Origin of the sequence: Streptomyces beigongshangae, assembly GCF_019710745.1 — a bacterium.
Lineage (GTDB): Bacteria > Actinomycetota > Actinomycetes > Streptomycetales > Streptomycetaceae > Streptomyces > Streptomyces beigongshangae.
The window spans coordinates 26,079-51,107 of sequence record NZ_JAHKJW010000055.1 but is presented as its reverse complement, the minus strand read 5'-3'; the positions used below and the strand labels follow the sequence as shown (position 1 = coordinate 51,107).

At 71.8% G+C, this 25,029-nt stretch carries 25 protein-coding genes and 1 pseudogene; 11 read left to right on the top strand and 15 right to left on the bottom strand.

From position 1 onward, the window contains the following. The 4 genes from KM933_RS31280 to miaA all read right to left on the bottom strand — a co-directional run. A partial coding sequence (locus KM933_RS31280; protein WP_221358457.1) for a RelA/SpoT family protein occupies positions 1-1,620 on the bottom strand: 1,620 nt, incomplete at its 3' end. 169 nt (positions 1,621-1,789) lie between these two features. Next, complete coding sequence (dapF, locus tag KM933_RS31275) at positions 1,790-2,659, bottom strand: diaminopimelate epimerase (protein ID WP_221358455.1); 870 nt, start codon at positions 2,657-2,659, stop codon at positions 1,790-1,792. Between the two features lie 195 nt (positions 2,660-2,854). Beyond that, positions 2,855-3,373 carry a hypothetical protein gene (locus tag KM933_RS31270; RefSeq protein ID WP_221358467.1) on the bottom strand — a complete coding sequence of 173 codons (519 nt, stop codon included), beginning with the start codon at positions 3,371-3,373 and terminating at the stop codon, positions 2,855-2,857. A 108-nt stretch (positions 3,374-3,481) separates the two neighbouring features. Then, positions 3,482-4,420 carry a tRNA (adenosine(37)-N6)-dimethylallyltransferase MiaA gene (gene miaA, locus KM933_RS31265; protein ID WP_221358453.1) on the bottom strand — a complete coding sequence of 313 codons (939 nt, stop codon included), beginning with the start codon at positions 4,418-4,420 and terminating at the stop codon, positions 3,482-3,484. Between the two features lie 199 nt (positions 4,421-4,619). Here miaA and KM933_RS31260 point away from each other — a divergent pair, with 199 nt between their 5' ends. Further along, positions 4,620-4,985 (top strand): hypothetical protein, encoded by a 366-nt coding sequence (locus KM933_RS31260; protein ID WP_221358451.1) that lies wholly within the window; start codon positions 4,620-4,622, stop codon positions 4,983-4,985. Between the two features lie 180 nt (positions 4,986-5,165). Here KM933_RS31260 and KM933_RS31255 read toward each other — a convergent pair whose 3' ends face one another. Together KM933_RS31255 and miaB are read right to left on the bottom strand one after the other, a co-directional pair. After that, positions 5,166-5,894 carry a class III extradiol dioxygenase subunit B-like domain-containing protein gene (locus tag KM933_RS31255; protein WP_221358449.1) on the bottom strand — a complete coding sequence of 243 codons (729 nt, stop codon included), beginning with the start codon at positions 5,892-5,894 and terminating at the stop codon, positions 5,166-5,168. Positions 5,895-6,041: 147 nt separating this feature from the next. Next, positions 6,042-7,562, bottom strand: coding sequence for a tRNA (N6-isopentenyl adenosine(37)-C2)-methylthiotransferase MiaB (miaB, locus tag KM933_RS31250; protein ID WP_221358447.1), 1,521 nt, complete (start codon positions 7,560-7,562; stop codon positions 6,042-6,044). Between the two features lie 89 nt (positions 7,563-7,651). On the opposite strand from miaB, the gene KM933_RS31245 reads away from it, so the two are divergent. After that, positions 7,652-8,650: a TAXI family TRAP transporter solute-binding subunit gene (locus KM933_RS31245; protein ID WP_221358445.1), complete on the top strand. Its 999-nt coding sequence runs from the start codon at positions 7,652-7,654 to the stop codon at positions 8,648-8,650. Between the two features lie 133 nt (positions 8,651-8,783). Here KM933_RS31245 and KM933_RS31240 read toward each other — a convergent pair whose 3' ends face one another. Beyond that, positions 8,784-10,190, bottom strand: a complete 1,407-nt coding sequence (locus tag KM933_RS31240; RefSeq protein ID WP_221358443.1) for a sensor histidine kinase — start codon at positions 10,188-10,190, stop codon at positions 8,784-8,786. Positions 10,191-10,199: 9 nt separating this feature from the next. Next, positions 10,200-10,886 (bottom strand): response regulator transcription factor, encoded by a 687-nt coding sequence (locus KM933_RS31235; protein ID WP_221358441.1) that lies wholly within the window; start codon positions 10,884-10,886, stop codon positions 10,200-10,202. Positions 10,887-11,190: 304 nt separating this feature from the next. On the opposite strand from KM933_RS31235, the gene KM933_RS31230 reads away from it, so the two are divergent. From KM933_RS31230 to KM933_RS31200, 8 genes are all read left to right on the top strand, one after another. After that, positions 11,191-11,967, top strand: a complete 777-nt coding sequence (locus KM933_RS31230) for an amino acid ABC transporter ATP-binding protein (RefSeq protein WP_221358439.1) — start codon at positions 11,191-11,193, stop codon at positions 11,965-11,967. Positions 11,968-12,026: 59 nt separating this feature from the next. After that, positions 12,027-12,875: a glutamate ABC transporter substrate-binding protein gene (locus KM933_RS31225; RefSeq protein WP_221358437.1), complete on the top strand. Its 849-nt coding sequence runs from the start codon at positions 12,027-12,029 to the stop codon at positions 12,873-12,875. An 89-nt stretch (positions 12,876-12,964) separates the two neighbouring features. Next, positions 12,965-13,630 (top strand): amino acid ABC transporter permease, encoded by a 666-nt coding sequence (locus KM933_RS31220; protein WP_221358435.1) that lies wholly within the window; start codon positions 12,965-12,967, stop codon positions 13,628-13,630. Then, entirely contained in the window at positions 13,627-14,523 is an 897-nt protein-coding gene (locus KM933_RS31215; RefSeq protein ID WP_221358434.1) for an amino acid ABC transporter permease, read from the top strand. Before KM933_RS31220 ends, KM933_RS31215 begins: the two co-directional genes overlap by 4 nt. Before the next feature lie 203 nt (positions 14,524-14,726). Beyond that, positions 14,727-16,322 carry an FAD-dependent monooxygenase gene (locus tag KM933_RS31210; protein ID WP_221358432.1) on the top strand — a complete coding sequence of 532 codons (1,596 nt, stop codon included), beginning with the start codon at positions 14,727-14,729 and terminating at the stop codon, positions 16,320-16,322. A 66-nt stretch (positions 16,323-16,388) separates the two neighbouring features. Next, positions 16,389-16,475: a putative leader peptide gene (locus KM933_RS40735; RefSeq protein WP_313960178.1), complete on the top strand. Its 87-nt coding sequence runs from the start codon at positions 16,389-16,391 to the stop codon at positions 16,473-16,475. A gap of 85 nt (positions 16,476-16,560) precedes the next feature. Next, positions 16,561-17,118, top strand: coding sequence for a cupin domain-containing protein (locus KM933_RS31205; RefSeq protein WP_221358430.1), 558 nt, complete (start codon positions 16,561-16,563; stop codon positions 17,116-17,118). After that, on the top strand, positions 17,115-17,570 hold the full coding sequence (locus KM933_RS31200) for a rhodanese-like domain-containing protein (RefSeq protein ID WP_430727392.1): 456 nt from the start codon (positions 17,115-17,117) through the stop codon (positions 17,568-17,570). The genes KM933_RS31205 and KM933_RS31200 overlap by 4 nt, the downstream gene beginning before the upstream one ends. 295 nt (positions 17,571-17,865) lie before the next feature. Here the strand turns inward: KM933_RS31200 and recX are convergent, their stop codons facing one another. From recX to KM933_RS31180, 4 genes are all read right to left on the bottom strand, one after another. Continuing rightward, entirely contained in the window at positions 17,866-18,867 is a 1,002-nt protein-coding gene (recX, locus tag KM933_RS31195) for a recombination regulator RecX (protein ID WP_221358428.1), read from the bottom strand. A 3-nt stretch (positions 18,868-18,870) separates the two neighbouring features. Then, positions 18,871-19,995 carry a recombinase RecA gene (gene recA / locus KM933_RS31190; protein ID WP_221358426.1) on the bottom strand — a complete coding sequence of 375 codons (1,125 nt, stop codon included), beginning with the start codon at positions 19,993-19,995 and terminating at the stop codon, positions 18,871-18,873. A 320-nt stretch (positions 19,996-20,315) separates the two neighbouring features. Continuing rightward, positions 20,316-21,590: an AI-2E family transporter gene (locus tag KM933_RS31185; RefSeq protein WP_221358414.1), complete on the bottom strand. Its 1,275-nt coding sequence runs from the start codon at positions 21,588-21,590 to the stop codon at positions 20,316-20,318. A 61-nt stretch (positions 21,591-21,651) separates the two neighbouring features. Further along, complete coding sequence (locus KM933_RS31180) at positions 21,652-21,846, bottom strand: DUF3046 domain-containing protein (RefSeq protein WP_221358412.1); 195 nt, start codon at positions 21,844-21,846, stop codon at positions 21,652-21,654. An 80-nt stretch (positions 21,847-21,926) separates the two neighbouring features. On the opposite strand from KM933_RS31180, the gene KM933_RS31175 reads away from it, so the two are divergent. Next, positions 21,927-22,871 (top strand): hypothetical protein, encoded by a 945-nt coding sequence (locus KM933_RS31175; protein WP_221358410.1) that lies wholly within the window; start codon positions 21,927-21,929, stop codon positions 22,869-22,871. Positions 22,872-22,876: 5 nt separating this feature from the next. Here KM933_RS31175 and KM933_RS31170 read toward each other — a convergent pair whose 3' ends face one another. The 3 genes and pseudogenes from KM933_RS31170 to KM933_RS31160 form a co-directional block, all read right to left on the bottom strand. After that, a complete protein-coding gene (locus KM933_RS31170; RefSeq protein ID WP_221358408.1) occupies positions 22,877-23,185 on the bottom strand; it encodes an AzlD domain-containing protein in 309 nt (102 codons plus the stop codon). Further along, a complete protein-coding gene (locus KM933_RS31165; RefSeq protein ID WP_221358463.1) occupies positions 23,182-23,952 on the bottom strand; it encodes an AzlC family ABC transporter permease in 771 nt (256 codons plus the stop codon). The genes KM933_RS31170 and KM933_RS31165 overlap by 4 nt, the downstream gene beginning before the upstream one ends. 215 nt (positions 23,953-24,167) lie before the next feature. After that, positions 24,168-24,974 (bottom strand): annotated as a pseudogene (locus KM933_RS31160) (AraC family transcriptional regulator); the annotation flags it as partial. Between the last annotated feature and the right edge of the window lie 55 nt (positions 24,975-25,029).

The window sequence follows — 25,029 nt, the reverse complement described above, 5'->3', positions numbered from 1 at the left end:
CGGCGCGGACGGCGCCGGGTGCGCGGCCAGCCAGCGGGTGATGGCGATGCGCGCGATGGGCGTGTGCGCGTGCTCCAGCCACTCCCTGGAGGGCTCCGAGGCCGGGTCCTGGCCCATGAGCAGCTGCACGGTGTCCCCGTCGTTCAGGACCGTGCTCAGCCGTGCCAGGCGGCCGTTGACGCGCGCGCCGATACAGGCGTGCGCGTCCTCGCCGTACTGGGCGTACGCGGCGTCCACGCAGCTGGCGCCCGCGGGCAGTCCGAGGGTGCCGCCGTCGGGGCGGAAGACGGTGATCTCCCGGTCCTGGGCGAGGTCCTCGCGGAGCGTGGACCAGAACGTGTCGGGGTCCGGCGCGGCCTCCTGCCAGTCGAGGAGCCGGGAGAGCCAGCCGGGCCGGGTGGGGTCGGCGCGCTCGCCGTCGGCGGGACGGGTGCCGTCGCCGTCCGGCTGCTCCTCCGCGGGGGAGGCGTAGGGGTTGCCGAGGGCGATGACACCGGCCTCGGCGACCTTGTGCATCTGGTGCGTGCGGATGAGGACCTCGGCGACCTGTCCGTCGGGGCGGGCCACCGCGGTGTGCAGCGACTGGTACAGGTTGAACTTGGGGACGGCGATGAAGTCCTTGAACTCCGAGACCACCGGCGTGAGACAGGTGTGCAGTTCGCCGAGGACCCCGTAGCAGTCGGCGTCCTCGTTCACGAGGACCAGCAGGCGCCCGAAGTCGGCGCCGCGCATCCGGCCCCGTTTGCGCGAGACACGGTGCACGGAGACGAAGTGCCGCGGCCGGATGAGGACTTCCGCCTGCAGGCCGGCCTCGCGCAGGACGCCGCGCACCTCTTCGGCGATCTCCGCGAGGGGGTCGTCGGCGCGCGAGGCGTTCCTGACGACGAGCTCGCGGGTGTGGGCGTACTCCTCCGGGCGCAGGATCGCGAAGACGAGGTCCTCCAGCTCCGTCTTGAGCGCCTGGACCCCGAGGCGCTCGGCGAGCGGGATCAGGACGTCCTTGGTCACCTTGGCGATGCGTTCCTGCTTCTCGGGGCGCATGACCCCGAGGGTGCGCATGTTGTGCAGCCGGTCGGCGAGCTTGATCGACATCACGCGTACGTCGCTGCCGGTGGCGACGAGCATCTTGCGGAACGTCTCGGGCTCGGCGGCCGCTCCGTAGTCGACCTTCTCCAGCTTCGTGACGCCGTCGACGAGGTAGCGGACCTCCTCGCCGAACTCCTGCCGCACCTGATCGAGCGTCACGTCCGTGTCCTCGACGGTGTCGTGGAGGAGGGAGGCGGTCAACGTCGTGGTCTCCGCGCCGAGTTCGGCGAGGATCAGCGTCACGGCGAGCGGGTGGGTGATGTAGGGCTCGCCGCTCTTGCGCATCTGGCCGCGGTGCGAGGACTCCGCGAGGACGTACGCGCGGCGCAGCGGGTCCAGGTCGGCGTCGGGGTGGTGGGCCCGGTGGGCCTCCACGACATGGCCGATCGCGTCGGGCAGCCGGTCGCGGGCCGCGGGCCCCAGGAGGGCGGCCCGGCCGAGCCGTCGCAGATCGATCCGGGGGCGGCCCCGCCTGCGCTGTACCGCGGGCGTGATGGGGCCGGGCGTCGCGGGGTTCGTGGCCTCCGCACTCATGGGCACCTCCGGCTGCGTTGACCGGCGGACGGGGCGCCCCATGGCGTACACGGCTCTGGGGATGGCGTCGTTCCCCCGTCCGGGCCGGTCCTTGATGCTACCGAGCCCATCACGCCCGACCGACCGCCTCTCGTCGAGCGTGAAACGGATCACCCATTCGAGCGAAGGTTCACGGGCTCACCGTTTCGAGCCACTCGATGTCGATCTCACCCTCCGCGACGATCACCGCGGGCCCGGTCATCTCGATCCCGCCGTCGGGCCGCTCGGTGATCACGAGCCGGCCGCCGGGCACGTCGACGGTGTACGTGGCGGGTGTACCGGTCACAGCGGGGTCGATGCCGTCCCGGCGGGCCGCCGCCACGGCCACGGCGCACGCGCCCGTGCCGCACGACCGGGTCTCGCCGGAACCCCGCTCGTGGACACGCAGAGCGACGTGACGAAGGCCACGGTCGACGACGAACTCCACGTTCACGCCGTCCGGGTACACGGACGGCGGGCCGAACGCCGGCGGGTCGTACAGAGGTCCGGCGTGGTCGAGGTCGTCCACGAAGGCGACGGCGTGGGGGTTGCCCATGTTCACGTTGCGGGCGGGCCAGGCGCGCTCGCCGACGGTGACCGTGACGTCCCCCTCGGGGAGGAGCGCCCTGCCCATGCCGACGGTGACGTCCCCGTCCTTGGCGATGTGCACGCTCCGCACGCCCGCGCGCGTGGCCACCGCGAGATCCCCTTCGGCCACGTGCCCGGCGCGCTGGAGGTAGCGGGCGAACACCCGCACTCCGTTGCCGCACATCTCCGCGACCGACCCGTCGCCGTTGCGGTAGTCCATGAACCATTCCGCTTCGGCCGCCATCGACCGGGCCTCGGGGTGCGCGGCGGACCGTACGACGTGCAGCAGACCGTCCCCGCCGATGCCGGCGCGGCGGTCGCACAGGGCGGCGACGGTGGCCGGGGGCAGGTCGAGGGTGTTCCCGGGATCCGGGACGATCACGAAGTCGTTCTCGGTCCCGTGCCCCTTGAGGAAGGCGATCCGCGTGCTCATCCCTCGATCGTACGGCTTCGGCACGACGGCCCGGCCGACCGGTCCGGGAGCCGGACCGCACACGGGCCGGGAACGGGGACGGGGGACGGGGGGCGACGGGTCCAGCGGGTCCGGGAAGGACGGGTCCGTACGACCCGGCGCAGGCGGGTCGGCGCAGGCGGGTCGGCGCAGGCGGGACGATTCCGCGCGGGCGGGTCAGCGCAGGCGGGCCACGCGCCACACGGCAAGCACCACGACCGCGGCGACGACCACGGCGTACGCGGCCACGACCCGCCAGTCCGGGCGGCGGCCGGAACCGCGCTGCGGCAGGCCGGGCCACGGGTAACCCACGCGGCGGGCGGCCATCATGCCCCAGCCTGCGGCGCAGGAGCAGAGCAGCAGGCCCAGCATGGCGATCATCGCCCCGCTGTCGCCGAAGTCGAAGGCCAGCGGGAACGCGAACATCAGGGAGCCGAGCGCGGCGAGGCCCACGATGGGGGCGAGCTGCCAGATGCGCATGCGGCGCTGCGGACGCAGCTCCACCTCGACCTCGGGCCCCGGGAACATCTCCTCGGGCTCGGGGCCGTCGGCGGTCACCCCGCCGGTGGCGTCGTCGGGCTCGGGCCCGTCCGGACTCAGCCGGTCGCCGTCGGGGTCCGGCGCGGCGTCGTGCGCCTCGCCGCTCACGGTGTTCCGCTCCGTGCCTGCTGCGGTGTCACGAGGGCCGGCCTCCATCGCCACGCGCCCTCCCCACTCGGACTCCACTTGGTCGATCGAAGCTCGATGATGGCACGGTCCCACAGGCCCGGATGGCGGCCTGAGCGTCCCGATGCCATGACGTGATCAGGCTGTGACCGGTCGTTCGACCAATGCCAGCGCGAGCCCCGGAAGTTCCGCGCGGTCCGCCGCGGCCCCACTGAGCCAATGCACCCGTGGATCGCGCCTGAACCATGAATCCTGACGGCGCGCGAAGCGCTTGGTGGCGCGTACGGTCTCGGTCCGTGCCTCGTCCTCGGTGCACTCCCCGGCGAGTGCCGCGAGCATCTGCTGGTAGCCGAGGGCGCGCGACGCCGTACGCCCCTCGCGCAACCCCTGCGCCTCCAGTGCGCGCACTTCTTCGGCGAGGCCGCCCTCCCACATGCGGTCCACGCGGCGGGCGATGCGCTCGTCGAGCTCGGGACGCGCCACGTCGACCCCGATCTGCAGGGTGTCGTAGACCGAGTCGTGGCCCGGCAGGTTGGCGGTGAAGGGCTTGCCGGTGATCTCGATGACCTCCAGGGCCCGGACGATGCGGCGGCCGTTGCTCGGCAGGATCGCGTGGGCCGCCCCGGGGTCCGCGGCGGCCAGCCGGGCGTGCAGGGCGCCCGGGCCCCGCAGGGTGAGCTCCTCCTCCAGGCGGGCCCGCACCTCGGGGTCCGTACCGGGGAACTCCAGGTTGTCGACGGCCCCCCGCACGTACAGGCCGGAGCCGCCGACGAGGATCGGCCAGCGGCCCTGCGCGAGCAGCGCGTCGATGCGCACGCGCGCGAGGCGCTGGTACTCGGCGACGCTCGCCGTCACCGTCACGTCCCAGACGTCCAGGAGGTGGTGGGGGACGCCGCCGCGCTCCTCGGGCGTCAGCTTGGCGGTGCCGATGTCCATCCCGCGGTAGAGCTGCATCGAGTCCGCGTTGACGACCTCGCCGCCGAGGCTCAGGGCCAGGTGGACGCCCAGATCGGACTTTCCGGCCGCGGTGGGACCCACGACGGCGATGACCCGCGGAACGGGAGCTGCTCTACTCACCGCCCCAGTCTCGCAAACCTCGGGGCCACTTCTCGAACGAGCTACGTGACGGCACGGGTGCGGGGTCGTTGCCTGTTGCGAGGTTCCAGCCGCCGGTTCCCAGGACCGGTGACCCCGGGCGACGCGATGGGACGCACCGGGGGACGCGGGATTTCGCCCATACGGGCAGGTTCCCACACGAGCAGGTTATGGAGACGACATGGGCGTTTTTGCACGGCTTCTTGGTAAGGGCAGGCCCAGGCCCAAGGGGTCGGACGAGGCGTCGGCGGCCGAGGGGCGGGCCGGCGCGGTGACCGCCGGGGTCCCGGCGGCCGGCGCGGCGGAGGGCGCCGAGGGGGCGGCTGCGGCCGCCGAGGTCCGGAGCGGGAAGGCCGGCGACGAGGCGGGAGACGGGGCCGGTGGGACCGGAGCCGGGGCCGCGACCGCCGCCGCGACCGCTTCCGCAGTCCCGGCGGCGGAAGCCGGTGACGCCGGGGGGCCCGAGACGGAGGCCGTCGGCATTCCCCAGCAGCAGTCCGCCGAGAAGGCGGTCGACAGCGAGGTCGGCGAGGGCGCCGGCAAGTGACCGGTCCGCCGGGCGGCGCGGCCCCGCGCCGCTGACGGCGCCGGCCCCGGGACCCCGGGCGACAGCGACAGCACGCCGGTGGACGGTCTCGGGGCGTCCGCCGCGTTCGGGATGTTCGGGGTGCCCAGGATGTCCGGCGTGCCCGCACGGACGTCCTTCGGGGGCTGTCGGCGCGGAGTGCTACGACCAGGTGGCCACCATGTAGCCCACTCCGTAGGGCGCGTCCTCGTAGAGGAGGGCGCCCGCCAGGTCAGCGTCCTGCGCGGCGCCCGCGAGGACCTGCCAGGGGGCTCGGCCGGATGCTTTCAGCTCGTACGCCAGGCCGGTGTCCAGGGCCTCGAGCGCGGCCACGTCCGCCGCGCCGAGGGCCCGTGCGACCTCCGCGTCGAAACCCGCCGCCCGCTCGTCCAGGTAGCCCGGTGCCTTGAGCGTGCGGCACGCGCTGGAGTCGCCCATCACCAGCATCGCCACCCGCTGCGCCCGTGCGGCGATGTCCCGTCCGGTCCGGAGGCACCGCCCGGCCGCGAGCGGTTCCCCGACGCCGAGACCTTCCACGGGGGCGTCGGACCAGTTCGTACGGGCCAGCAGCCAGGCGGCGACCGCCAGCGAGGGCGGGAGCACGTGCGGGGCGGCCGGGTCCTCGGGCCCTGCGCCCGCGTTCCCGCCGAGCCGCACGTCGAGGGCGACACCGAAGCCGCGGAACGATCCGCGCGAGCCCTCGGGGTGCGGTCCGCGTCCGTCCTCCCCGGCCGGCCCCACGACCACCAGGCGGTCCGGGCGCGCGGCCGCCAGCACCCCCAGGGCGTCCACGCACGCGGCACGCGCCGCGTCCAGTTCGGGTGCGGCACCCGCGGCGACCTCGGGCACGAGAAGGGGCGGGCAGGGACACACGGCGGCGGCGACAAGCATGATCGGCAGCGTAGCCCCGCACGGCGGCCGGGCGTCACTCCCCGGTGCGGGCAGCCCGGAATCCCAGGCATGTACGCCGGGAATCCCGGATGCGCCCGCCGGGAATCCCGGGCGCACGCCGGAAGGGCCCCCGCGCGCGTGACGCGGTCAGTCGCAGCCGCAGCCGCTGCCCGCGGCGGCGGGCACCGGCTCGGGCGCGCCGACCCGCGGCAGCCCCAGCATGACGCCGGCGGGCTTCGCGGCCGCGGCGGTGTTGCGCTTCTCCCAGGCGTCCCCCGCGCGCGTGCGGCGCACGTCGAGGACGGCGCCCTCGGCGAGCAGGTGGTGCGGGGCGGCGTAGGTGATCCCGACGGTGACGACGTCGCCGGGGCGGACCTCGGTGTCGGGCTTCGTGAAGTGCACCAGGCGGTTGTCGGGGGCGCGGCCGGAGAGGCGGTGCGTGGCGCCGTCCTTGCGGCCCTCGCCCTCGGCGACCATCAGCTCCAGCGTACGGCCGACCTGCTTCTTGTTCTCGTCCCAGGAGATCTCCTCCTGGAGGGCGACGAGACGCTCGTAGCGCGCCTGCACGACCTCCTTGGGGATCTGCCCCTCCATGGTGGCGGCGGGGGTGCCCGGACGCTTGGAGTACTGGAACGTGAAGGCCTGCGCGAAGCGGGCCTCGCGGACCGCGTGCAGGGTCTGCTCGAAGTCCTCCTCGGTCTCGCCGGGGAAGCCCACGATGATGTCGGTGGTGATCGCGGCGTGCGGGATCGCGGCACGCACCTTGTCGATGATCCCGAGGAACCGCTCCTGGCGGTAGGAGCGGCGCATCGCCTTCAGGACGGTGTCCGAACCGGACTGCATCGGCATGTGCAGCTGCGGCATGACGTTCGGGGTCTCGGCCATCGCGGCGATGACATCGTCCGTGAAGTCGCGCGGGTGCGGCGAGGTGAACCGCACGCGCTCCAGGCCGTCGATCTTCCCGCAGGCCCGCAGCAGTTTGCTGAACGCCTCACGGTCGCCGATGTCGGAGCCGTAGGCGTTCACGTTCTGCCCGAGCAGCGTGATCTCCGAGACGCCCTCGCCGACGAGTGCCTCGATCTCGGCGAGGATGTCGCCGGTCCTGCGGTCCTTCTCCTTGCCGCGCAGCGCCGGGACGATGCAGAAGGTACAGGTGTTGTTGCAGCCGACGGAGACGGAGACCCAGGCGGCGTACGCGCTCTCGCGGCGGGTCGGCAGCGTCGAGGGGAACGCCTCCAGCGACTCGGCGATCTCGACCTGCGCCTCCTCCTGGACGCGGGCGCGCTCAAGGAGGACGGGGAGCTTGCCGATGTTGTGCGTGCCGAAGACGACGTCCACCCAGGGCGCCCTCTTCACGATGGTGTCGCGGTCCTTCTGGGCGAGGCAGCCGCCGACGGCGATCTGCATGCCGGGCCGCTTCGTCTTCATCGGCGCGAGCCTGCCGAGGTTCCCGTACAGGCGGTTGTCGGCGTTCTCGCGCACCGCGCAGGTGTTGAAGACGACGACGTCCGCGTCACCGTCGGAGCCTTCGGGGGCGCGTACGTAACCGGCGTCCTCCAGCAGGCCGGAGAGCCGTTCGGAGTCGTGGACGTTCATCTGACATCCGTAAGTGCGCACTTCATACGTTCTCGTCAGGTCCACTGCCCGGCTCCGGTCGCTGCTGCTCATGCGACAAGGGTAGGCGGTGCCCGGAGCACGTCCCGCCCGGGCGGCCCGGCCCTGGTCAGGCAGGCGGGTGAGCTGGCAGGATCGCGCGCATGTTCCAGGTACTCCCCCGGATCGGCCGCCGTCGGGCGCTGCAGGGCTCGGCCGCCGCCTTCGTGGTCTTCGGGCTGCTGCTGTGGTGGCTGCTGCCCCTGGGCGAGAGCTCACCGGCCGGAAAGGTCGTCTTCAGCACGGGGACGCAGAACGGGGTGTACCAGCGGTACGGGGAACTGCTGCAGGACGCGCTCGCCGAGGACATGCCGCGCCTGGAGGTGGACCTGAGGCAGAGCGAGGGTTCGCAGGAGAACGTGGAGCGGGTGGCCACCGGGAAGGCCGACTTCACCATCGCGGCGGCCGACGCGGTCGACAAGTACCGGACGGAGGGCGGACGCGGCGCGGACCTGCTGCGTGGCTGCGCCCGGCTGTACGACGACTACGTGCACGTGGTCGTCCCGCGCGGGTCCTCCGTGGGGTCCGTCGCCGAGCTCAAGGGCAAGAGGGTGGGGGTCGGTCAGGCGGGGTCCGGGGTGCTTCTGATCGCCGAGGAGGTGCTGAGGGCGGCCGAGCTCGATCCGAAGAAGGACATCCGGCCGCAGTACCTCGGTATCGCGGACGCGCCGAGGAAGCTCGAAAAGGGTGAGATCGACGCGTTCTTCTGGTCCGGCGGGCTCCCGACCGGCGCCGTGGCCGACCTCTCGGACCGCTTCGACATCGGCCTGGTCCCGATCGACGCCGACCTGGTCGCGAAACTGCACCCGCCGGGAACCCGGCTCGGTCACTACCGGCCGGCCATCATGCCGGCGGACGCCTACGGCAAGGCCCAGGGCGGTACCGCCGTCCCGACGATGGCGGTGGCGAACCTGCTGGTGACGCGGGCCGGGACGGACGCGAAGCTCACCGAGGGGATGACCCGCACAGTGATCAACAGCCGCGACGGCATCGGTGAGGTGGTGCACGCCGCGCAACGCGTGGACCTGCGGACCGCCATCTACACCGACCCCCTGCACCTGCACAAAGGCGCGCAGCGCTACTACCGCTCGGTCAAGCCGTAGCGTCCGGCCGCGTGACGATTCCCTGTGGCCCGACCCGGGGGAGGACCCGTGAAAGGGCCCACAAGGCCCCTGCGGGCCCTTCTCCGTCCTTCTCCGGTGCTCTCCCGATCCACTCATGCCTCCTCCGGTCCTCTCAGGCCCCCGGCCTCGTCCGCGGCAACGTCACCGTCACCTTCAGGCCGTGCGGCTCGTGGTGGGCGTACGCCAGGGAGCCGCCGCCCGCGGAGAGCAGGGCGCGGGAGATCGACAGGCCCAGACCCGAGCCCTTGATGTTCTGGTGGCCGGCGCTGCGCCAGAAGCGGTCGCCGACGCGGGTCAGTTCCTCGTCGCTCAGACCGGGCCCGCGGTCGGTGACGACGATGGTCGAGACCTCTCCGTTGGAGGCCACCACGACCTCGACGGACTCGCCCTCGGGGGTGAACTTCAGCGCGTTGTCGATGATCGCGTCCAGGGCGCTGGAGAGGGCCACGGGATCGGCCCACGCGGTCGTGGCGGGACAGTTCCCGATCAGCTGCACACCTTTGTCGTCGGCGTACGGCGACCAGGACGCCACGCGCTCGGCGGTCAGCTCGCCGATGTCGGTGAGCCGCAGGTCGGCTTCGGCGTGCTCGGCCAGGGCCAGGTCCAGGAGGTCGTCCAGGACCTGTGCGAGGCGCTTGCCCTCCGTCCGCACGGAGGCGATCTCCTCGTTGCCCTCGGGCAGCTCCAGGGCGAGCAGCTCGATGCGCAGCAGCAGGGCGGACAGGGGATTGCGCAGCTGGTGCGAGGCGTCGGCGACGAAGGCGCGCTGCTGCTCCAGGACGTCCTCGACGTTGTCGGCCATCTCGTTGAACGAGCGGGCCAGACGCCGCAGCTCCGGCGGCCCGCCGGCCGCCGCGACCCGGGACTTCAGGCGGCCGGTCGCGATGTCGTGGGTGGTGGCGTCCAGGACGCGTACGGGCCGCAGCACCCAACCGGTCAGACGCAGCGCGGCGCCGAGCGCCAGGAGCATCGCGGCGGCCTCGCCCGCGCCGATGACGAGCCAGCCCTGCAGGATCCTGGAGCGCATCTGCCCGGTGGGCGAGTCGGTGACCACGACCGCCACGACGTCACCGTCCCGGATGACGGGGGACGCGACGACGAGCCGGTCCCGCTGCCACGGCCAGACCTGCTCCGGGTCGTGGCTGCGGCGGCCCTGGAGCGCCTCGTCGAAGGCGCCGCGCACCTCGCCGTCCTCGGGGAGGTACCAGTTCCGCGGGGCGTTCGCCATGACGTCCTTGTCACGGTAGAAGACGCCGGCGTTGATCCCGTACAGCTCGTGGAAGGTGCCCAGTTCCTGCAGGAGCGTCTTGAGGCGCTGTTCCGGGGGGTTGACCCGTGAGCCCTCCGGGCGGTCGGCGACGAACTGCGCCAGGGAGGCGAAGCGCGCGGTGTCGTCGATCCGGTCGACGACCACCTTCTGCTGCTGGGCCGCCGCCAGGCTCACCGCGAGGGGGACGCCCAGGGCGAGCAGGACGGCCGCCATCAGGACGATGAGCAGCGGGAGGAGGCGTGTACGCACCCGGGCCCGCTACGCGGCGGGCGCGACGAGCCGGTATCCGACGCCGCGCACGGTCTCGATCAGGGCCGGCATGCGCAGCTTGGAGCGCAGCGACGCGACGTGCACCTCCAGGGTGCGGCCGGTCCCCTCCCAGCTGGTGCGCCAGACCTCGCTGATGATCTGCTCCCGCCGGAACACCACGCCGGGCCGCTGCGCCAGGAGCGCCAGCAGGTCGAACTCCTTGCGGGTCAGCTGGACGACCGTGCCGTCCACGCTGACCTGGCGGGTGGGCAGCTCGATGCGTACGGGTCCGAGGTGCAGCGCGTCGTCGCCCGGGGTCGCCGCGTCGTCGGGGACCGTGCGCCGGCTGACGGCATGGATACGGGCGAGGAGCTCGCCGGTGTCGTACGGCTTCACCACGTAGTCGTCGGCGCCGAGGTTGAGGCCGTGGATCCGGGAGCGCACGTCCGCACGCGCGGTGACCATGATCACGGGCGTGCTGGTCCGTTTGCGGATCTTGCCGCAGACCTCGTACCCGTCCTGGTCGGGCAGTCCGAGGTCGAGGAGCACCACGCCGAAGCCGGGGCCTTCCGGGACGAGCGCCTGGAGGGCCTCCTCGCCGCTGCGGGCGTGCGTGACCGCGAAGCCGTGCCGGGCGAGGACCGCGGACAGCGCGGCGGCGACGTGGTTGTCGTCCTCGACGAGGAGCAGTCTCATTACGGCCCCCTTCGGTTCATCAGTCGTATGTTCTGAACGGATAGACAGTGGCTGGAACAGCGGCTGGACATGAGCACGCGCACGTGTCCCCTGGCAGTCAGGCGGATGGACGCGGACGGCGTCAAGCGTGTTCGGGGCGCGGCCCCCATCCGTTACGCAGCCGGTACGCGCCCGGGGCGGCCTTCACGAGGAGTGTCGGTTTGCCGCCATATCGTTATGCTCAATTTCCCCTCAGATGTAATGACGCTGGTCGTGCCGCGTTACTACTGTCCTCCGCAACCGAGGAGGACGGAGCTAGAGGCCGATGACCGAAGTATCGGTGACCAAGGACGCCGTACCCACGGCCGATGATCTGGTCGTGCTGAAGAACGTCAACAAGCACTTCGGTGCGTTGCACGTACTTCAGGACATCGATCTGACCATCGCCCGCGGTGAGGTTGTCGTGGTCATCGGACCCTCCGGGTCCGGAAAGTCCACCCTGTGCCGCGCGATCAACCGCCTGGAGTCGATCGAGTCGGGTTCCATCACGATCGACGGGAAGCCGCTGCCCGAGGAGGGCAAGGCGCTGGCCCGGCTGCGTGCCGACGTCGGCATGGTCTTCCAGTCCTTCAACCTGTTCGCGCACAAGACCGTGCTCGAGAACGTGATGCTGGGCCAGCTGAAGGTCCGCAAGGCCGACAAGAAGGCCGCGGAGGACAAGGCCCGCGCACTGCTCGACCGGGTGGGTGTCGCGGCCCAGGCGGACAAGTACCCGGCGCAGCTCTCCGGCGGGCAGCAGCAGCGTGTCGCGATCGCCCGGGCGCTGGCGATGGACCCCAAGGTCATGCTCTTCGACGAGCCGACGTCGGCTCTCGACCCGGAGATGATCAACGAGGTCCTGGAAGTCATGCAGCAGCTCGCGCGTGACGGAATGACGATGGTCGTGGTCACCCACGAGATGGGATTCGCCCGTTCGGCGGCCAACCGGGTCGTCTTCATGGCGGACGGCCGCATCGTCGAAGAGGCTGTGCCGGACCAGTTCTTCAGCAATCCGCGCAGCGACCGGGCTAAGGACTTCCTGTCGAAGATCCTGCACCACTGACGGCCCACGGCACCCGCATCGCCGGATCGCTCTTCTTCACCACTCAAAGGATGTTCACCATGAAGCTCCGCAAGGTCACCGCCGCCTCGGCCGCCGTCCTCGCACTCGCCGTCACCGCCACCGCGTGCGGTTCCGACGACAAGGACGACAACGGTTCGTCGTCCAGCAGCGGCGGCGGCAACAAGAAGATCAGCATCGGCATCAAGTTCGACCAGCCCGGCATCGGCCAGAAGACGCCGGACGGCTACACGGGCTTCGACGTGGACGTCGCCACGTACGTCGCCAAGGAGCTCGGCTACAGCGAGGACCAGATCCAGTGGAAGGAGGCGAAGAGCCCCGACCGCGAGACCATGCTCCAGCGTGGTGACGTCGACTTCATCGCCGCCTCCTACTCGATCACCGACGAGCGCGCCGCGAAGGTCGACTTCGCCGGTCCGTACCTCCTCGCCCACCAGGACGTGCTGGTCCGCGCCGACGAGGACTCGATCAAGGCGCCGAAGGATCTCAACAGCAAGAAGCTGTGCTCCGTGACCGGCTCGACCTCGGCGCAGAACGTCAAGGACAAGCTCGCCCCGAAGGCCCAGCTCCAGCAGTACCAGACGTACTCCCAGTGTCTGAACGGTCTGCAGAGCGGCGCCATCGACGCGCTGACCACGGACGACTCGATCCTCGCCGGGTACGCCTCGCAGGCGAACTTCAAGGGCAAGTTCAAGCTCGGCGGCTTCAAGATGACCAACGAGAACTACGGCATCGGCGTCAAGAAGGGCAGCGACCTCAAGGACAAGATCAACACCGCCCTGGAGAAGATGGTCTCCGACAAGTCGTGGGACAAGGCCGTCAAGGACAACTTCGGCCCGGCCGGGTACAAGAACGAGCCCGCCCCGAAGATCGGCGACGTCGTCAAGTAAAGCGGGATCCGACCTGACCGGTGCGCCGCCCTCCTGGGGCGGCGCACCGGTCAGGAGGACCCTCCCCACACGCGGAAGCGCGGGAGATCGTGTTCGATTTTCTTGAAGGTTACAACCTGTGGGAAGCCTTCTGGACGACGGTGCAGCTGACCGTCCTGTCCGCCCTCGGCTCCCTGATCTGGGGAACTCTCCTGGCCGCCATGCGGGTCGGTCCGGTGCCTCTGATGCGCGGTTTCGGTACCGCCTACGTAAACATCGTGCGGAACATTCCGCTGACAGTGATCATTCTGTTCACGTCCTTGGGTCTCAACCAGACGTTCGGAGCCACTCTCGGCTCCAGCCAGATCGAAAGCACCAACTTCCGGCTCGCGGTCCTCGGTTTCATCGCGTACACCTCGGCGTTCGTGTGTGAGGCGCTGCGGTCCGGCATCAACACGGTGCCCGTGGGCCAGGCCGAGGCGGCACGTGCCCTCGGCCTGAACTTCACGCAGGTGCTGACGCTGGTCGTGCTGCCGCAGGCGTTCCGTTCGGTCGTCGGTCCGCTGGCGAACGTCCTGATCGCGTTGACGAAGAACACCACGGTGGCCGCCGCCATCGGTGTCGCCGAGGCGGCACTGCTGATGAAGGAGATGATCGAGAACGAGGCGCAACTCGTCCTGATCTCCGCGGTCTTCGCGTTCGGATTCGTGTGTCTGACACTGCCGACCGGTCTGATCCTCGGCTGGGTGAGCAAGAAGGTGGCGGTGAAGCGATGAGCTCGGTCCTCTATGACGCCCAGGGCCCCCGGGCCAGGCGACGGAACCTCGTCGTCTCCGTGGTCTTCTTCGCCGTCCTTGCCGCGGCGCTGTGGTGGATGTACGGCACGCTGGACGAGAAGGGCCAGCTGAAGTGGGAGCTGTGGAAGCCCTTCTTCACCGGTACCGAGGCCTGGAGCACCTACCTCTGGCCGGGTCTGCTGAACACGCTCAAGGCCGCGGCGCTCGCCATGGTCATCGCGCTCCCGCTCGGCGCGGTCCTCGGTATCGCCCGGCTGTCCGACCACGTCTGGGTGCGTGTCCCGGCCGGTGTCGTGGTCGAGTTCTTCCGCGCCATCCCGGTCCTCGTCCTGATGATCTTCGGTCTGGCGCTGTTCTCCGAGTACACGAACGTCAGCACGGACGACCGCCCGCTGTACGCGGTCGTCACCGGTCTGGTGCTCTACAACGCCTCGGTCCTCGCCGAGATCGTCCGGGCGGGCATCCTGTCGCTGCCCAGGGGGCAGGCGGAGGCCGCGTCGGCCATCGGTCTGCGCAAGAACCAGGTCATGCGGTTCATCCTGCTGCCCCAGGCGGTCACGGCGATGCTGCCGGCGATCGTCAGCCAGCTCGTGGTGATCGTGAAGGACACCGCACTCGGCGGCGCGGTCCTCACCTTCCCCGACCTGATGGCCGCCGTCAGCCCGATGAGCGCGTACTACGGCGCGAACACCCTCGCCAGCTTCACGGTCGTAGCCGTGATCTTCATCGTGATCAACTTCTCGCTCACGAGCTTCGCGAGCTGGCTGGAGCGCAAGCTGCGCCAGGGCAAGAAGTCCACCGGCGCGGTCGTCGAAGCGGGCGCCGTGGAAGAGCTCAGCACGCCGGGCGAGCACGTGGAGGGCAGGCGGTAGGCCGATCCCGCGAACGGCCCGCGCCCGTCGCGGAGCTGACGCGATGTGAACGACCGGAGGCAGTGGCGAGATCGCCGCTGCCTCCGTCACTTGACGCAAGCACCGGCAATAGGTTGCATACGTTCTGTGATCGTGTACCCCGCTCCACCTGCAAGTCCCGGTAAAGCACTCTGGACGCCGCTCCGGGCAGGGGGCACCGCGCCGTGGACCCGGTGATCATTGTCGGAGCGGGGCCCGTAGGACTCACGCTCGCCCTGGGGCTGGCACGTCAGGAGGTCCCGTCGGTCGTCCTGGACGAGGGCCCCGGCAGCGACGAGCAGCGGCTCGCGCGTACGGTCGTCCTGCGTGAGGACACCGCCGCGCTGGTCGCGCGGCTGACGGGCTTCCCCGTCGCCGGAGCCGGTTTCCGCTGGACCGGATGGCGGTCGATGCGGCGCAGGCAGGTGATGCGGCAGATCATGTTCGGCGAGGACGACCCCGCGCTCCTGCACATCCCCCAGCACGTCCTGACCGCGGCCCTGCGAGCGGCGATCGCGGCCGAGCGGCTGGTCGAGGTCTCCGTGGAGAGCCGTCTCGACTCCGTCGAGCAGGAGACCGCGGGCGTCACGGCGCACACCCGGGGCCCCCGGGGCACGTGGTGGCGCGGCAGCTACCTGGTCGGCTGCGACGGCCCGCGCTCGACGGTGCGCAAGCTCCAGGACATCCGCTTCCCCGGCCGCACCGCCGTGGAACGGCACGCCGTCGCGGCCCTGCGTACGGAGCTGCCGTGGCCCGGCGAGGCGCTGCTGCACCGCATGCCCCCCTGGCGGACCTCGGGACCCCCGGTGTCCGAGGTGACCGCACGCCCCCTCGCCGAGGACGTGTGGCGTCTGGACTGGCTGCTGCCGCCGGGGAAGGACCTGGTCACGCCGGACCTGCTGGTGGCGCGCGTCCGCGAGACCCTGGCGGGCTGGAGCGGGGGCACCACACCGCCCTACGAACTGCTGGACACCGGGGTCCACACGGTCCACCACCGGCTGGCGCGCCGGTGGCGGGCGGGCCGTGTCTTCCTCGCCGGGGACGCGGCGCACCTGCTGGGCGCGCTGGGCACCCAGGGCCTGGACGAAGGACTGCGGGACGCCGACAACCTCGCCTGGAAGCTGGGCCTCGCCTGGCACCACGGTCCGCACGAGCCCCTGCTCGACAGCTACCAGGTGGAGCGGCGCGCGATCGTCGCCGCCCGGCTGCGCGCCGCCGACCAGTCCCTGCCGGTGCTGCGCGCCGGCGGTCTGCGGGCCGCGGTGCCCGGAGCCGCCCGCGGCCACGACGCCCTGCTGACGGACGGACACCTGGCGCGCGGCCCGCTGGGTGCGCCGGGAGCGTACGCCGATTCACCGCTCACGCCTCCGCACGCCGAGTCCTCGGTCGAAGTCGACACACCGGTGGGCGCCGCGGTCGCCGATGTGCGGGTGACGGCGGAGGACGGCACGTCCGTGGCCCTGCGGGACCGGCTGGGCCGGGGAGCCCTCCTGGTGCTGCTGATCGCGCCTGGGACCGTGGTGTGGGAGCGCAAGCACTGGGTGACGGCCGGCATCATGCCGCGGCTCGCCGCCGCGGTGAGCGCGCTGCCGCACCGGGCCGAGCTGCTCGTCGCCGAGAGCTACCCGGGCGCGGCCGCGCACACGGTGCTGCTGATCCGCCCGGACGGACACCTGGTCACCGCGTTGAACGGGGTGCGCCCGGCCGACCTGTACGAGGCCGCGGAGGCGGCGCTGGGCGGCTCCCGGACCACGACGGAGGCGACCGCCGGCAGGCCGTGAGCGACTCTCCGTTCAACCTCTGGCACCGAGTTGACCGGCCCGCATCACCATGGTCTACTCCGGACCGTGACCGACACCTGTGTGCGCCTGTGGCGGAGAGTCCATATGGACCTCGTCCGCTATGCGGGCTGCGTGTGTCGACCGTCCTGCTGAATTCGCATCCCTCTTCACCATCCCGTGCGCGAGACCCCGCTTGCTGTCGCGCGCACTCCCGCGAACCCTCGTCAGGACGGTACCCATGTCTGTGTCACCCTCTGTTCCCGGCCTTTCCACCCGTTCCTCGGCGCCCTCCGCCCCGGCCGGCCCTCCCACCCAGGCCGAGCTGCTGGAGTTCGTGCGGCGCACGGCCGCCGACGCCGAACTGATCGCCTCCCTGCCGCTCGACCCCGAGGGCCGTACATGGGTACGGCTCGAAGGCCCCGGCGGCAGCGAGGCCTGGCTCATCGGCTGGCCGCCCGGCACGGGCACCGGCTGGCACGACCACGCCGAGTCGGTGGGCGCCTTCCTCACCGCGTCCGGCGAGCTCAAGGAGAACTCGCTCGTGGCGCGGCTGCCCACCGACGGCTGGCAGACCCTCGAACTCACCGAGGGCATCGACCGTGAGCGGCGTCTCCCGGCGGGCGAGGGCCGCGCCTTCGGCCGCCACCACGTGCACGAGGTGCTGAACGAATCCACCGAGGAGCACGCCGTCTCCGTGCACGCGTACCACCCGCCCCTGCCGCGGATCCGGCGCTACAGCCGCAGCGGCCGGGTCCTGCGGCTGGAGCAGGTCGAGCGTCCCGAGGACTGGCAGTGACGGCCGAACGCCCCGGGCCCGCCGAGCGCCCCGTGGGGATCGACGAACTGCTGGAGCGGGTGCGCGCGGGCCTCGACCGGGTGGAGGCGCAGGCCGCCCACGACGCCGCGCGGACGGGCGACGCCCTGCTCGTCGACATCCGGTACGCGGCACTGCGCGAGCGCGACGGCCTGATTCCCGGGGCGCTCGTCGTCGAGCGCAACGAACTGGAGTGGCGGCTCGACCCCCGGGGCAGTCATCGTGCCCCAGAGGCCACGAACCACGACCTGCGGGTCGTGGTCCTCTGCAACGAGGGCTACGCGTCGAGCCTCGCGGCCGAGTCCCTGCGCCGCCTGGGCCTCCACCGGGCCACGGACCTGGTGGGCGGTTTCCAGGCATGGCGGGAGGCCGGGTTGCCGGTGGTGGCGGAGGGGGATCCGGGAGCGGTGCCGGAGGCGGGGCCACCGGCATAGCCACCGGTGGCGGGGGCCCTTCGGGCAGGTACTCGGTCCTTGCCCGAAAGGGACTCATGCGCCCTTGCCCGAAAGGGCTCCTTGTCTGCCCGAAAGAGCTCCTTGTCCTTCCGCCGTCGTCACCGTGCCGGAGAGGACTCCGGGAGCCTCGCGGTCGGGCAGTGTGCCGCGTCGCACGGCGCCGGGTTCCGGACGCGGCAGGCGCCCCCGCGCGTCGACCGTGCCCGGAACCCGGCGCCGGCCGGACCGGCGGACCCCGTCGAATCCCTCGGAACCCGAAGCCCTCCGGAACCTCTCAGAACTCCCCGTCGCCGAGGAACCCCGTGTCCTCGCCCTCCTCCTCCAGCGCCTGCCGGACCACGCGCAGGGCAGTGCCCTGGGAGTAGCCCTTGCGGGCGAGCATGCCCGCGAGGCGCCGTATGCGCTTGTCTCGGTCGAGACCGCGGGTGGAGCGCAGTTTGCGCGCGACGAGTTCGCGCGCGGTCGTCTCCTCCCGGTCGGAGTCGAGCCGCCCGACCGCCTCGTCGATCAGCATGGGGTCCACGCCCTTGGTGCGCAGCTCCTGGGCGAGCGCCCGCCGGGCGAGACCCCGGCCGTGGTGGCGGGACTCGACCCAGGCATCCGCGAAGGCACCGTCGTTGATCAGACCGACCTCTTCGAAACGGGACAGCACCTCTTCCGCCACGTCGTCCGGGATCTCGCGCTTGCTCAACGCGTCGGCAAGCTGCTTCCGCGTGCGCGGGGTCCCGGTGAGCAGGCGCAGGCAGATCGCCCGCGCCCGCTCAGCCGGGTCCCGCGGAGGCTCCCCCGCCTCGGCCCTCGACGAGGAAGGGGAACCTCCGTCCTGTGCGCCGCCGGACGACTCCCCGAAGCCCCGTCGCCCGCGCGCCCGTCGGGCACGGCCTCCGCGGCCCGGGGCGCTCTCGCCCCGCAGCCCGCCGTCCCGCTCCGCGTCGTCCACGTCCTCCCCGTCGTCCACGCCGTCCGCGTACGGCCGGTCACCGGTGCCGCGCCCCCGGCCGCTGCCCGGTGAACCTTCGTCCTCCCGCCCTCCTGCACCACGAGACCTGCCGCCGCGGCGCCCGGACCCGCCGCGCCCTCGGCGGTCGCCCCCGCGATCGTCGTCTCCCCCGTCCGCGCCCGGGGCGCCGGGACCGAACGACGCGTCGTCGCCGTACGGTCCGCCGCCTTCGTGTGCGCTGCCCCTGTCCGCGGCAGAGCCGATGCCTCCCCTGCGGCCCTGCCCTTCGGGGGCGACGGGGTGGACGTACTCGGCCCAGTCCGTTCGCCGTGTCACGGGCTAGCTCTTGGCCGCCGCGGCCTTGGGCTTGGTGGCCTTGGCCGCGGGAGCGGGAACCGCCTTCGCGGCCTCGCCGGAATCGGCCGGCGCCGCCGCGTCCACGCCCGCCTCGGCGGTGGGCTCCTCCGGCTTCACGCCGATACCGAGCTTCTCCAGGATCTTCTTCTCGATCTCGTCGGCCAGGTCGGGGTTGTCCTTCAGGAAGTTGCGCGCGTTCTCCTTGCCCTGGCCGAGCTGATCGCCCTCGTACGTGTACCAGGCGCCGGCCTTGCGGACGAAGCCGTGCTCCACGCCCATGTCGATCAGGCCGCCCTCGCGGCTGATGCCCTGCCCGTAGAGGATGTCGAACTCGGCCTGCTTGAAGGGCGGCGCGACCTTGTTCTTGACGACCTTGACGCGGGTGCGGTTGCCGACCGCGTCGGTGCCGTCCTTCAGGGTCTCGATACGACGGATGTCGAGACGCACCGAGGCGTAGAACTTCAGCGCACGGCCACCGGTCGTGGTCTCCGGGGAGCCGAACATCACGCCGATCTTCTCGCGGAGCTGGTTGATGAAGATCGCGGTGGTCTTCGACTGGTTGAGCGCGCTCGTGATCTTCCGCAGCGCCTGGCTCATCAGACGGGCCTGCAGACCCACGTGCGAGTCACCCATCTCGCCCTCGATCTCCGCACGCGGCACCAGGGCGGCGACGGAGTCGATGACGATGAGGTCGAGGGCGCCGGAGCGGACCAGCATGTCCACGATCTCCAGGGCCTGCTCGCCGTTGTCCGGCTGCGACAGGATGAGGTTGTCGATGTCGACGCCGAGCTTCTTCGCGTACTCGGGGTCGAGGGCGTGCTCCGCGTCCACGAACGCGACCTGGCCGCCGGCCCGCTGCGCGTTGGCCACCGCATGCAGGGTCAGGGTCGTCTTGCCGGAGGACTCCGGGCCGTACACCTCGACCACCCGGCCGCGCGGCAGACCGCCGACGCCGAGTGCGACGTCGAGGGCGGTCGACCCGGTGGGGATGATCTCGATGGGCTCGTTCGGCCGCTCGCCGAGGCGCATGACCGCGCCCTTGCCGAACTGCCGTTCAATTTGTGCGAGAGCGGCGTCGAGCGCCTTCTCGCGGTCGGTTCCTGCCATGGGTTCCACCCGATTTGCTTGAGTCGATCGCTTCACGTCAAAGACGCTAACGCCTGCCACTGACAATGCGTCCCGACGCCCGTCCAGCCTGTGGATAACTCGGGCACTTCCGCACGAAACGCCCGCCTTCATCCCGATCTCGGGCCCCGCCGGAACCTCAATAAGAATGTATGTTCGATTTTGATGTCAAGCGCATCATCCGGTCCCCCGAGGGCGTGTCGCGGCCCGCATCACCCCGGCCGACCCCGGCGTCGCACGGACGGCGCGGGGACCGCCGGGAGAGGCGGCCGGAAGAGGCAGCCGGGAAGGACCTGGTGCGGCTAGGCGGAGGGGCGGGGCGCGTCGTCCCGCGCCGGCGGCGGCTCGTCGGCGCCACCCCGCACGAGGCGCCGCACGAGGCGCCGCACGCGCTTCAGGAGAGCGCCGGAGACGCGCTCGTGGCGGCCGAGCACCCGCGGGTCGTCCGTGACGTCGTACCGCTTCACGTACGCCCCCAGGAACGCCTGCAGGGTGGCGATCGCCGGGATGGCGATCAGCGCGCCGACGGCTCCGAGCAGGGCGGTGCCCGCGACGACCGATCCGAAGGCGACCGCCGGGTGGATGTCCACCGTCTTCGCGGTCAGCTTGGGCTGCAGCACGTAGTTCTCGAACTGCTGGTAGATCACGACGAAGACCAGCACCCACAACGCGTACCAGGGATTGACCGTGAAGGCGATCAGCATCGGCAGGGCGCCCGCGAGGTACGTGCCGATGGTGGGGATGAACTGCGAGACCAGGCCCACCCAGACGGCGAGCACGGGCGCGTAGTCCACTTCGAGGAACTCCAGCAGGACGTAGTGCGCCAGACCGGAGACGAGAGCCATCAGACCGCGGGAGTAGAGGTAGCCGCCCGTCTTGTTGACGGCGATCCCCCACGCGCGCAGGACCTCCGTCTGCCGGGCCGGCGGCAGCACCGAGCACAGCGCGCGCCGCAGCCGCGGACCGTCGGCGGCGAAGTAGAACGCGAACAGGGTGACCGTCAGGAGCTGGAAGAGGCCGCCCAGCACCTGCGCGGACACGTCCAGGACACCGGTCGCGCTGTTCTGCACGTACTTCCGGAGCCAGTCGGAGCGGAGCAGGCTGTCCTGGATGTCGACACGGCTGAGCTCCGTGTGGAAGGTGGTGTTGGCCCAGCTGATCACGGAGTCGACGTACTTGGGGAAGTCCTCGACGATGTCGATGATCTGTCCGGCGAGCATCGAACCGAGCAGGGCGACGAAGCCCGCGCTCACGGACATCACGATGAGGAACACGAGACCGGTGGCCAGTCCCCTGCGCATGCCGAACGAGGCCAGCCAGCTCACCGCCGGCTCTATGGCGAGCGCCAGGAAGAACGCGATCAAGATGTTGATCAGCAGTCCGGTCAGCTGGTGGAAGGCCCAACTGCCGAGCTGGAAGCAGGCGACGAGGGCGAGGGCGAGCACCATGGCCCGTGGCAGCCAGCGCGGCATACCGCCGCCCCCCTCGGCCGCGCCCCGGACCGGGGGCCCGGGAGGTGTCGTGCCGAGCGGGGATGCGTGCTGTCCGACCTGCGCGGTCTCATCTGTCGATGCCACGGGCCAAGTCTCGCCCACGCCGACGGCGATGGACCCCGCTCCCCCGGATCTTCGTGGTCGGTCAGCGCGATTCGTCGGGAACGTTCACCGCCGTACACACCGCGCGCCACACGTCCTTCGCCTCCCAGCCCGCGTCCAGCGCCTGCTGCACCGTACGTCCGCCGAGCTCCGACATCACGTGGTCGCGCGCGAAGGTGTCGGCGTACCCCGTACCGAAGTGATCCGCCATCCGCTGCCAGAAGACCGTCAACCGCATGACTCCAGTATCCCGCTCCTGGGGGTGGGCCCGGTCCGGGACCGCTCGCCGGGCGCGCTTTTCGCCCTACGGTCTGACCCATGGCCGTAACAGGAGCATCCCCACTCGCCCCGACGCCCCCGGCGCACACCCCCGTCGCCCGCGCCGAGCAGTTCGTCTGGCTCACCGCGCGCGTGCTGGAGCAGCGCCGTTTCGAGTACCACTTCCTGGGCGGCGGCGCGGACGCGGTCGAGACCGCGCTGTCCGCCTACCGCAACGAGGACGACGGGTACGGCCACGCGCTGGAGCCCGATCTGCGCGGCCCGGTCAGCCAGCCGCTGCACGCCGGGCACGCGCTGCGCGTCCTGGACTCGATCGGGCGTTGCGGCGGACAGCGGGTGGAACGCGTGTGCCGCTACCTGACCTCCGTGTCGACACAGGACGGCGCCCTGCCGGCCGTCCGCCCCAGCCAGCGGGGCTACCCGTCGGCGCCCTTCGTGCCGATCACGGACGACCCGCCCAGCGAGCTGCTCGCCACCGGTCCCGTGGTGGGGCTGCTGCACCGCAACGAGGTGTGGCACGCCTGGCTCTTCCGCGCCACGGACTTCTGCTGGCAGGCGGTGGAGTCCCTGGAGAAGCCGCATCCGTACGAGATCGAGGCCGCCGTGTCCTTCCTGGACTCGGCGCCCGACCGCCCGCGCGCGGAGGCGGCCGCCGACCGGCTCGGCCGCCTGGTGCGCGAACAGCGGCTCGCGGTGCTGGATCCGCAGGACCCCGAGGCGTCTCCCGTGTCACCGGGGCACGCGCCGGGGGAACGCCGTCTGCCGCACGACTACGCGAGGACGCCGGCCTCCCTCGCGCGCGCGTGGTTCACCGACGGGGAGATGGCCCGCTCCCTCTGCTTCCTGGAAGGTCAGCAGCTGGAGGACGGCGGCTGGCCCGTCCGCCGGCGCCCGTGGGCGCCGGGCACCGCCCTGGAGACGCGCCCGATCGTCACCGTCGAGGCGCTGCGCACCCTGAGAGCCTACGGGCTGCCCGTCGGCTGACGCCCTCAGCCCGTCATCGCCCGTACCCCTGCCGTGACCAGCACGGCCGCGGCCACGACCAGCAGGAAGGGGGCCCGCAGCAGCAGTGCCACGGCGGCCGCCGCGAGTCCGGCGGCCTTCGCGTCCAGCAACAGGACACGGCCGTCCGCGAAGGTCTGCTGCGCGGTCAGCGCCGCCAGCAGGGCGACCGGCAGCAGGGCGGCGAGCCGCTGGACGAGCGGACGCTCCAGTACGCCCGCGGGAATCAGCAGCCCGATCAGTTTCACGGCATAGCAGCCGACAGCGGTCACACCGATCGCGATCCAGATGTTCACCGCTCCTCCTCCACCGTGTCGCGCTCGCCGGCCGCCTCCGCGGGCGCCGTGCGCGCCCTGCGGCGGCCGTCCGCCCAGAGGACGAGGGGGGCTGCCAGCGCGGCCACCAGGACGGGGACACCGGCCGGCAGTACGGGCAGCAGACCGAGCCCGAGGACGACCGCGAGCCCCGCGACCGCCCGCTCCGCGGTGGTCCTGACCATCGGCGCGAGCAGCGCCAGGAAGACCGCCGGTCCGGCCGCGTCCAGGCCCCACGCGTCGGTGTCGCCGATGGCTTCGGCGCCCAGCGCGCCGAACAGCGTCGTCAGGTTCCACAGGACGTAGAGCGACAGGCCGGTGACGGTGAACCCGATCCGCACACCGCGCCGGGTGGGCTGGGCGAGCGCCACGGCCGTGGTCTCGTCGATGACCCACTGGGCGGCGAACGGGCGCACCACGCGCGGGAGAGCCAGCAGCTGCGACAGACGCAGCCCGTAGAACGCGTTGCGCACCCCCAGGAAGAACGCACCCGCGGCCGCCGTGAACGGATTGCCTCCGCCGGCCAGGGCCCCCACGAGGGCGAACTGTGAGGCACCGGTGAAGACCAGCAGGCTGAGGGCGCAGGTCTGCAGCACCGTGAGCCCGCTGCCCGCCGAGGTCACCCCGAAGGCGAAGCCGGAGAGCCCGACGGCCACTCCGACGCCGAGGGCGTCCCGTACGACGGCGGCGTCGGGCTTCCCGCCGTCCGCACCGGATGTGTCTGCGTCTCGGGCGTCCGTGCCTCGTATCCCTGTGTCTCGTATCCCTGTGCTTCGTATGTCCGCGTTGCGGGCGTCTGCGTTTCGGGCGTCCGTACTTCGTACGTCCCCGAGAGTTGTTTCTTCTGCCACGCGTCGGACCCTAGGCCAGGCCCCCGCCGCGCCTCTTGTACGTTCTTGCGCTCGCGCTGGTAGGACCCCGGTGGTACGCCCACGATCCGGGTGAAGTGCCGGTTCAGGTGCGGCTGGTCGGTGAAGCCCACGGCGAGCGCCGCCTCGGCGGGTACGACCCCCGCGTCCAGCAGCCCGCGCGCACGCCGCACACGGACATCGGTGAGCCATGCGTGGGGCGGCATGCCGTAGGCGTCCCGGAAGGCGCGCAGCAGCGCGAAGGGGCTGGTCCCGAGATCACCGGCGAGCCGTTCCAGCGTGGGCGGCCGCACCAGCCGCTCTTCGAGCACGGCACGCGCACGTGCCGCCACCCGGGCACCGGCCGTCCGCGGGGTCCGCTGCGGCAGCGGTCCGCCGTTCCGCCTCAGCAGCCGGGTCACGGCCGCCCTCAGCAGGGTGTCGGCGGCGAGCGCGTTGCCCTCGTCGGCGGCCCGCAGCACCTGATGGACCAGCCGCACGGCGTACGGGTCGTCGAGCACCGGGGTCAGGAAGCCGGGGGTGCCGCGGAGGACCGTGGTCTCGGCGGCGATCTCCGCCACCAGTTCCGGCGAGGGGTACACCGCCCCGTACCGCCACCCCTCGGGGACCCCGGCGCGTCCCGTGTGGGGGGTGTCGGGGTTGACCAGGGCGAGGGTCCCGGCACCCGCGTACCGGTCGGCGCCACCGTGGTGGAAGATCTCCGCGCCGTCGGCGATGGCCGCGATGACGAAGTTCTCGTGCGTGTGCCGGACGAAGGTCTTGTGGACGTACCGGGCGCGCAGCAGGTCGACACCGGGCAGCTCCGCGTACTGCCAGTGCCGCGCCCGTTCCCGCCCCGCGCCTGCCACACCACCATTCTCCGCCACCGGGCCACCTCGTCCCTCGCTGCTGCGGCGGACCATCCGGCGCCGGCATTCCCCCAGGTCAGTGCCATTGTCAGTGTCCGGGTGCAGGATG

Coding starts and splice junctions, on each gene's coding strand:
- KM933_RS31175 (WP_221358410.1), top strand. CDS start 21,927: ATGGCCGTAACAGGAGCATCCCCACTCGCCCCGACGCCCCCGGCGCAC.
- KM933_RS31180 (WP_221358412.1), bottom strand. CDS start 21,846: ATGCGGTTGACGGTCTTCTGGCAGCGGATGGCGGATCACTTCGGTACG.
- KM933_RS31225 (WP_221358437.1), top strand. CDS start 12,027: ATGAAGCTCCGCAAGGTCACCGCCGCCTCGGCCGCCGTCCTCGCACTC.
- recA (WP_221358426.1), bottom strand. CDS start 19,995: ATGGCAGGAACCGACCGCGAGAAGGCGCTCGACGCCGCTCTCGCACAA.
- KM933_RS31255 (WP_221358449.1), bottom strand. CDS start 5,894: ATGCTTGTCGCCGCCGCCGTGTGTCCCTGCCCGCCCCTTCTCGTGCCC.
- miaB (WP_221358447.1), bottom strand. CDS start 7,562: ATGAGCAGCAGCGACCGGAGCCGGGCAGTGGACCTGACGAGAACGTAT.
- KM933_RS31260 (WP_221358451.1), top strand. CDS start 4,620: ATGGGCGTTTTTGCACGGCTTCTTGGTAAGGGCAGGCCCAGGCCCAAG.
- KM933_RS31215 (WP_221358434.1), top strand. CDS start 13,627: ATGAGCTCGGTCCTCTATGACGCCCAGGGCCCCCGGGCCAGGCGACGG.
- KM933_RS31230 (WP_221358439.1), top strand. CDS start 11,191: ATGACCGAAGTATCGGTGACCAAGGACGCCGTACCCACGGCCGATGAT.
- KM933_RS31270 (WP_221358467.1), bottom strand. CDS start 3,373: ATGGAGGCCGGCCCTCGTGACACCGCAGCAGGCACGGAGCGGAACACC.
- KM933_RS31235 (WP_221358441.1), bottom strand. CDS start 10,886: ATGAGACTGCTCCTCGTCGAGGACGACAACCACGTCGCCGCCGCGCTG.
- KM933_RS31245 (WP_221358445.1), top strand. CDS start 7,652: ATGTTCCAGGTACTCCCCCGGATCGGCCGCCGTCGGGCGCTGCAGGGC.
- KM933_RS31205 (WP_221358430.1), top strand. CDS start 16,561: ATGTCTGTGTCACCCTCTGTTCCCGGCCTTTCCACCCGTTCCTCGGCG.
- dapF (WP_221358455.1), bottom strand. CDS start 2,659: ATGAGCACGCGGATCGCCTTCCTCAAGGGGCACGGGACCGAGAACGAC.